The organism is Corallococcus praedator, from assembly GCF_003612125.1.
Taxonomy (GTDB): domain Bacteria; phylum Myxococcota; class Myxococcia; order Myxococcales; family Myxococcaceae; genus Corallococcus; species Corallococcus praedator.
This window is the reverse complement of record NZ_RAWI01001080.1, coordinates 1-437: the sequence shown is the minus strand read 5'-3', so window position 1 is coordinate 437 and position 437 is coordinate 1. Positions and strand designations below refer to the sequence as shown.

The following is a 437-nucleotide window of genomic DNA, read 5'->3' as shown; positions in this document are numbered from 1 at the left end:
ACCCCCGCGACTTCGGAAAAGTCGTTTGCACAGACATTGCTTAGCCGTGCTGCCGTAATTTACGATGATCCCGCACTACCTTTTGCGCGGATGGCTACCCAACAAGGTTGGCAGCATGGCTTTGCATCCGGCGCGGGATGGATGCGCGCTGTGATGGAGTATGTACGTGGACAAGATGTACAACCCGTTAAGGCGCACTACCAGCAGCTTGGACTCGTCAAGTATGGATTAGCGTCCCTTGCTGCGCTCGGCTGGATGGCATTCTGTATGCTCATCCAGTTCTGGCCGCTGATCGTCGGTGTAGTTCCTGTGTTTTATGCTGTTGAAGCGCAGATGGTTTTTCTCTTTCCAGTGACCATTGATGGCAGTCCAGCACCTTATGAAGATAGTCTGCTTTGGACACAGCACGCAGGCGGTACGGTGTTCGTGATGTTAAC

Annotated in this window: 1 pseudogene; it reads left to right on the top strand. The window is 53.1% G+C overall.

The features are described from left to right. Positions 1-437: pseudogene (locus D7Y13_RS46455) on the top strand (hypothetical protein); the annotation flags it as partial.